Annotated in this window: 7 protein-coding genes; 6 read left to right on the top strand and 1 reads right to left on the bottom strand. The window is 33.7% G+C overall.

Annotated elements, in window-relative coordinates:
* Positions 1 to 922 precede the first annotated feature (922 nt).
* The 4 genes from thrS (at position 923) to rplT (ending at position 4,181) form a co-directional block, all read left to right on the top strand.
* Positions 923 to 2,869 (top strand): threonine--tRNA ligase, encoded by a 1,947-nt coding sequence (gene thrS, locus ACM55G_RS07135; protein ID WP_416843193.1) that lies wholly within the window; start codon positions 923 to 925, stop codon positions 2,867 to 2,869.
* 16 nt (positions 2,870 to 2,885) lie between these two features.
* Positions 2,886 to 3,443 carry a translation initiation factor IF-3 gene (gene infC, locus ACM55G_RS07130; protein ID WP_416843209.1) on the top strand — a complete coding sequence of 186 codons (558 nt, stop codon included), beginning with the start codon at positions 2,886 to 2,888 and terminating at the stop codon, positions 3,441 to 3,443.
* A 97-nt stretch (positions 3,444 to 3,540) separates the two neighbouring features.
* A complete protein-coding gene (gene rpmI / locus ACM55G_RS07125; RefSeq protein WP_022827375.1) occupies positions 3,541 to 3,738 on the top strand; it encodes a 50S ribosomal protein L35 in 198 nt (65 codons plus the stop codon).
* A gap of 98 nt (positions 3,739 to 3,836) precedes the next feature.
* Positions 3,837 to 4,181 carry a 50S ribosomal protein L20 gene (gene rplT, locus ACM55G_RS07120; RefSeq protein WP_416843192.1) on the top strand — a complete coding sequence of 115 codons (345 nt, stop codon included), beginning with the start codon at positions 3,837 to 3,839 and terminating at the stop codon, positions 4,179 to 4,181.
* Positions 4,182 to 4,263: 82 nt separating this feature from the next.
* Here rplT and ACM55G_RS07115 read toward each other — a convergent pair whose 3' ends face one another.
* A complete protein-coding gene (locus ACM55G_RS07115; RefSeq protein ID WP_416843191.1) occupies positions 4,264 to 5,151 on the bottom strand; it encodes a hypothetical protein in 888 nt (295 codons plus the stop codon).
* Positions 5,152 to 5,492: 341 nt separating this feature from the next.
* Here ACM55G_RS07115 and ACM55G_RS07110 point away from each other — a divergent pair, with 341 nt between their 5' ends.
* Together ACM55G_RS07110 and ACM55G_RS07105 are read left to right on the top strand one after the other, a co-directional pair.
* A complete protein-coding gene (locus ACM55G_RS07110) occupies positions 5,493 to 5,666 on the top strand; it encodes a hypothetical protein (RefSeq protein WP_416843190.1) in 174 nt (57 codons plus the stop codon).
* A gap of 142 nt (positions 5,667 to 5,808) precedes the next feature.
* Positions 5,809 to 7,452 (top strand): tetratricopeptide repeat-containing sensor histidine kinase, encoded by a 1,644-nt coding sequence (locus ACM55G_RS07105; RefSeq protein WP_416843189.1) that lies wholly within the window; start codon positions 5,809 to 5,811, stop codon positions 7,450 to 7,452.
* Positions 7,453 to 7,462: the final 10 nt, after the last annotated feature.

The raw sequence follows: 7,462 nt of genomic DNA, 5'->3' as shown, positions 1-7,462 counted from the left end.
AATCTTTCGATTCTATTACTCTTTATTCTTTTGTCTTGAAATCTCTTTCAAAACGGCTGTCAATTCAATATGTCTAGGAACGTGTTCTTCTTTTTTATAAACTGAATTCTATTCAGTCTCTTTGCTCATCACAACACTCGTTAAAGTGTTTCTCAAAGCGGGTGCAAAAGTGCAACTTCTTTTCTTAACCGGCAAGAAATATTTGAAGTTTTTTTTTGGAAATTTTTATCTCCTTTTACTTCTTCTTTTCTTATCAGTTTATCAAGGAACTCACCTGTTTTGCGGGGTGCAAATGTAACAAGCGTTTTCTAATCTCACAAGCTTTTCTGAATCTTTTTTTGAAAATAAATTCTCTAGTTTAATTCGTATTACTTGCCAGTTTGTTAAAGAACGTCTGCGTTGTTGCGGGTGCAAAAGTAGCCCCTTTATTCGCTTTATCAAGCTTTTTTAAAGCTTTTTTTTGATAATTTCTCAACCTAATCTTTAACTCGCTGGAAACATGATTCTTGAAACGAAACTATTTTCCTATACCCGGCCCAAGCTTCGGGAGAGAGTGACGAATAGATAGAATTAGTGGCAATCATTGTATATAGATAGTAGAAATATAACATTCTAAGTACACAGCTTATAAGGTAGCAAATGAATACTAATAAGTGAGATTTCTCCTTTGACTAAATCATAAAGTCGATAAAACAGACACCGTAGCCCCGATAGCAGTGAAAATCCTTTTCTCTCGTTTCTTTTACGAGAAAAAAGATTGAAACGAATAGCGGGAAATAGCTCCTAAATAAAAACATTCACTCTTTACCTATATATAAATGAGTGCGATTTTGTTTTTACACCTATTATAGTAACAAACCTTACATATATATTGTATGTATTTTTGTAATGGTCTATATTTGCATTCTTAAAATAATAAACAATGATTAAGATTACTTTGCCCGACGGGTCAGTTAAAGAGTTTACTCCAGGGGTAACACCTATGGATGTTGCCAAGAGCATTAGTGAAGGATTTGCCAGAAATGTGATTTCGGCTTCTTTTGATGGTACAACTGTGGAAACCATAACTCCTTTGACAACGGACGGCAGTCTTATATTGTATACCTGGAATGACGCTGATGGAAAGAAAGCTTTTTGGCATTCGACTTCACACGTGATGGCACAGGTGCTTGAGGAATTGTACCCAGGAATAAAATTAACTCTTGGGCCAGCAATATCTAATGGGTTTTATTATGATGTAGATTTTGAAGACCAGAAAATCACAGATGCGGACTTTAAAAAAATCGAGGATCGTGTTCTTGAAATATCAAGAGGAAAGCACGAATTCAAATTACGTCACGTTTCTAAAGCTGAAGCTCTTGAATTATACAAAGACAATGTTTACAAAACCGAACTGATTACCAATCTTGAGGACGGAACAATTACGTTTTGCGATCATGATACGTTTACTGATTTATGTCGTGGTGGCCATATTCCGAATACTGGAATCATCAAAGCGATGAAAATCATGAGTGTTGCTGGTGCCTACTGGCGTGGTGACGAGAAAAACAAACAGTTGACTCGTGTTTACGGAACTTCGTTTCCTAAACAGAAGGATTTAACTGAATACCTAGAATTACTTGAGGAAGCGAAACGACGTGACCATAGAAAACTAGGTAAAGAACTGGAGCTGTTTGCTTTTTCACAAAAAGTAGGTGCAGGATTACCATTGTGGCTACCGAAAGGAGCCGCTTTAAGAGATCGACTAGAACAGTTTTTGAAAAAAGCACAGAAAAAAGGCGGTTACGAGCAAGTGATTACGCCACACATTGGTCAGAAAGAATTATACGTAACTTCAGGGCATTATGCTAAATATGGCGCTGATAGTTTTCAACCTATAAGCACTCCGGCCGAAGGAGAAGAGTTTTTATTAAAACCAATGAACTGTCCTCATCACTGTGAAATTTATAATGTACGTCCGTGGTCATACAAAGATTTACCGAAGCGTTATGCTGAATTTGGTACCGTTTACAGATACGAACAAAGTGGTGAATTACACGGTTTGACTCGTGTAAGAGGATTTACTCAGGATGATGCGCATATTTTTTGTACTCCGGAACAACTGGACGAAGAGTTTAAGAAAGTAATTGACTTGGTACTGTATGTATTTGGTTCATTAGGATTTGAAAACTTTACAGCTCAGATTTCTTTAAGAGACAAAGAGAATAGAGATAAGTATATAGGTAGCGATGAAAACTGGGAAAAGGCGGAAAATGCGATTATCAATGCTGCCAAAGACAAAAATCTAGATACGGTAGTTGAATATGGTGAAGCAGCCTTCTATGGTCCGAAACTAGATTTCATGGTAAAAGATGCTTTGGGAAGACAATGGCAATTAGGCACAATTCAAGTAGATTACAACCTACCGGAACGTTTTGATTTGACTTACAAAGGATCTGATAATGAATTACACAGACCCGTGATGATTCACAGAGCTCCTTTTGGATCAATGGAACGGTTTATAGCTATTTTACTAGAACATACTGCAGGAAATTTCCCGCTTTGGCTGATGCCTGAACAAGCTATAATATTGTCTTTGAGCGAGAAATATGAAATATATGCGAAAAAAGTTTTAGATTTGCTAGAAAATCACGAAATTCGCGCCCTCGTAGATAATAGAAACGAGACGATTGGCAAGAAAATCAGGGATGCCGAAATGCAAAAAACCCCGTTTATGTTGATTGTAGGCGAGGAAGAAGAGAAAAATGGTACTATTTCAATCCGTCGTCATGGACAGGAAGGAAAAGGAAATATAAGCGTTACAATAGAAGAATTTGTTGCTATTGTAAACGAAGAGATCAATAAAACATTAAAAGTATTTACAGTTTAACTTAAATTATAAAGTCATAGCAATAAGAAGCAACAGAGGTTACCAACCTCGCGTAGAAAAAAAAGATGCACACAGAATAAATAGTCTTATTCGTGGTGTACAAGAAGTAAGACTTGTAGGAGAGAACATTGAGCCCGGAGTTTTTAAACTTTCGGAAGCTCTAAGATTAGCGGATCAATTTGAATTGGACCTTGTTGAGATTTCTCCAAATGCAGAACCACCGGTGTGCAAAATCATGGATTACAAGAAATTTGTTTACGAACAAAAGAAACGTGATAAAGTCTTAAAAGCGAAATCTACACAAGTTGTTGTGAAAGAAATCCGTTTTGGCCCACAGACCGATGAGCATGATTATGAGTTTAAGAGAAAGAACGCTGAGAAATTCTTGAAAGAAGGAGCGAAATTGAAAGCTTTCGTTTTCTTTAAAGGACGTTCGATTATCTATAAAGATCAAGGTCAAATCTTATTGTTGAGATTAGCAACAGATCTTGAAGAGTTTGGTAAAGTGGAAGCGATGCCTGTTCTGGAAGGAAAGAGAATGATTATGTTCATTGCTCCGAAGAAAAAGAAGTAAGCAGTTAGCAGTTTTCAGTTTTCATACTGTAAACTGAAAACCGAGACTGAAAACTAAAAAATAAGTAAGTAAGAATAAATTAAAACACTAGGAAAAAATGCCTAAAATGAAAACCAAATCTAGCGCCAAGAAACGTTTTAAAGTTACTGGTTCTGGAAAGATTAAAAGAAAGCATGCTTTTAAAAGTCACATCTTGACTAAAAAATCTAAAAAACGTAAATTAGCATTGACACACTCTGCGCTAGTTCACAAAACAGATATGAAAAGCATCAAACAACAATTAAGAATTATATAATTCTTTAGGTTAAAACAATTTAAAATAACCTTGGAGTATGGCTTTTAAGTTCTCTTGATTTAATTCGGGACGCCTGCTACAAAAAAAACAATAAAATTATGCCAAGAGCGGTAAATTCAGTTGCTAAAAGAGCAAGAAGAAAAAAAATAATGAAGCAAGCCAAAGGTTTCTTTGGTAGACGTAAAAACGTTTGGACAGTTGCTAAGAACGCGGTGGAGAAAGCAATGTGCTACGCTTACCGTGACAGAAAAGTGAACAAAAGAAATTTCCGTGCATTATGGATTCAACGTATCAACGCTGGAGCTAGATTGGAAGGAATGTCTTACTCACAATTCATGGGTAAAGTAAAAGCTAACGGAATCGAATTGAACCGTAAAGTTCTTGCAGATTTAGCGATGAATCACCCTGTAGCTTTCAAAGCAGTACTTAATAAAGTAAAATAAACGTTTTATCAACACAATTTAGATTACTTACTTATATAGAAACCTCAATCGAAAGATTGGGGTTTCTTGTTTTTAAAATCATTCATTTTTGCAAACTGTACTTTTTTATCATATACTTAGTTATCGGTTTCAAAGGTTTTCCTGTTTCTGGATGAAACCCTGGAGCATTAAAAAGTTCCACTACTCCATCGTGTTTACAATACCAAACTAATGGCTTATGATTCTTAAAGAAGCTTAACTTCCTATTTGAATCCAATTTATTTAACTTCATGATGTTTTCATCAATCGGAACAATCAACTCTAATTGACCGATTCCTAATTTATCATTAGCACAATCTACGGCTATATAATGATTACCCTCCCATTGCATGCATTCCTTTTTTGGAAATAAAATCCCTTTAACAGTATATCCCATAAAAAACAATGATAGTACTACTGCACAAAATAGCGCTGTCTTTTTACCCGTCTTATCATTATTCCCCTTCTTACCATCAGTTCCTGTTACAGCAACTTTTTCGATGAATTTCCCTAAAAGAAGATTCTCATCAGCTACTTTCTCATTCTCCATTAATGAAGGGAGTTCTAAATTATTATTTTCATTACTATTTCCATTAGATAAATACTTATTGTAAGGTCTTGGATTAAAATTAACCAAAACGGCTGCCAATTCAATCCTTGTCGGATGTCCCGAATCTTTCTCTCCTTTTAAAAAAGATATTATAGGTTTAAATTTTCCAATATCAAAATTCTCAATTGTCTTTCTCAAATCCACCTCTTCTTTAACATTAAAGAATATTCTATATAAATCCCCATCAGTATTTGTTAAGCTTTTATCCAGCTTCATCAAACACAGATTTCGCAATTGAGCGGGTGTAGGATTTAATAAAATACCAGAGACATCATCACTTTTCGACACCTCATATTTAACTCTAATAGCACTCTTATATTCTTCAAAAGTAATTTTGTTCATACGCTTTTATTGGAATTAATCGGAATTATCCAGAAACCTTCAGAATTACCGGAATTATAGGAATTCCATTAAAATTATTCTACAAAGACAGCATTCCTTTGCTTCAGAATTAGTTACTGTCTTGAATTGCAATAAGGACAAATGTACAAAACTACTTCCAAAAAAAGTGTTGCTAAACAGCATGGTAGGTTTATTCGGGAAGTATAAAAATACTATTCTGTTCCAGCACACTTTACTTCCCAAAAAACAAAAGAACGAAATGTCTTAATGGCTTGCCCACAGGCAAAGATCCGATTCCAACATCGGACAGCCAATCTATGTCTAATTTTTAATTAAAAAAAATGAAAAGAATAATTCTAGTATCGTGTTATATTGTTGCATGCGTTGCAATGGTTTCTTGTTCCAATGACGAAGTGGAAACTACTCCTAATAGTAAACAACAAGTATCGGCAAGTGCTGCTGCAGATCCAATTGACGGACAAAATGGTCAACTTCCGGTTCCTCCACCAAAATAATAATTATAATACAAAATCATAATTAGAACTGTATTTTAATTAATTACTGTATTTTCGGGGGATGAAACTTAAAAAGTTAAATCCCCTGTTTTTTATTTTATCCTTTTTTTTATTTATAGGACTTTCATCTTGCAAAAAAGAAGTGAACATTACAGCAAAACCAAAAAATAATTCGGAATATCAACACTACTATACACTTGCTGAAAAACATTTAGAGAACCAGCAAAACGATAGTGCCTTCTATTATTATAATAAAATAAAATCTAATTCAGATGTTTCCACAGATAATGAAAAAATAATTTATTCATTATTAAAAATGGCCATCATTCAACAAAATCAGGGAGATTATTCAAGTAGTGAAACTACGGCAACTGAAGCACTATCAATATTTCAAAAAAAGACTAACCCAGCTTTTAAATGTGCCATTTTAAATCTATTAGGAATTAACTACGAAAATTTATTTGATTTTGATAATGCGCTTCATTATTACAAACTAACCTATAATCAAGCGGATAATGAATCCCAAAAAGCAGTTTTGAAAAACAATATTGCAGTGGTATATATGGATAAAGAGGATTATCGCCGTGCCATACAAATTCTTTTGCCTTTGACTCTAAATAAAAGCTTTCCAAAAGATGATGAGAACAAAGCACGAGCACTTGATAATTTAGGCTATTGTTATTTTAAAATTGGGGATTCAAAAAGCCATAATTATTTGAATCAATCTTTGAAAATAAGAAAACAGATAGGAGATGACTTTGGAATAATGGCAAGTTATATTCATTTTTCTGAATTTTATAAAGATGCTAATTCTAAAAAATCCAATAGCTATGCTAGAATGGCCTATGAAAAAGCCACGAAAATAAACAGTGTAAATATTCGATTGAAATCATTGGCTCTATTGATAGGAAATAGCATAGGAAATGAATCTAAAAAATTCTCCATGCTGCACCTCAATATTACTGATAGTATTAATAAGGTGAGACAAAAAGCAAAAAATCAATTTGCTAAAATAAAATATGATTCCAAAAAGGAAAAAGAAGAAAATTTAAAACTAAAAACCCAAAAAGCGGAGAATGCTCTTCAATTGGAACAACAAAAAAATAAAAACCAACTTTTATATTTCGTTGTTGGAATAATCCTTTTGATCAGTATTTTCATATCCCATTTTCTTATCGCCAAAAGTAAAAGAGAAAAAATAGAAATCTCCTATCATACTGAGATTCGAATTGCAAAAAAACTACATGATGAGTTAGCTAACGATGTGTATCATACGATGGCATTTGCTGAAACTCAAGATTTATCCAACAGCCAAAACAAAGAAAAATTACTTAACAATTTGGACACTATATATTCCAGAACACGAAACATTTCCAAGGAAAATAGCACCATCGAGACCGGATCTCTTTTTATATTCAACTTGAAAGACATGCTGTCCGGATTCAATACTAATGAAGTCAATATATTGGCCAACGGAATTGATACTATTAATTGGACAACTTTAGAAAATAATAAGAAAATCACTGTTTATCGGGTGCTACAAGAATTACTGGTCAACATGAAAAAGCACAGTCAATGTAGTTTAGTTATACTAACTTTCAAAAAAAATGAAAATAAATTACAAATAGATTACACTGATAACGGTGTTGGAGCGACATTTGACGAAAAAAAATCAAAAAATGGACTGCTAAATGTGGAAAACCGTATTCAGGCTATAAAAGGAACAACTACTTTTGATACTAAATACAATAAAGGATTTAAAGTAAATATTATTTTTCCAATATAATCATAGTCTT

Source organism: Flavobacterium algoriphilum (genome assembly GCF_048158655.1).
In the GTDB taxonomy this organism is placed as follows: domain Bacteria; phylum Bacteroidota; class Bacteroidia; order Flavobacteriales; family Flavobacteriaceae; genus Flavobacterium; species Flavobacterium algoriphilum.
This window is presented reverse-complemented; position numbering and strand designations above follow the sequence as displayed.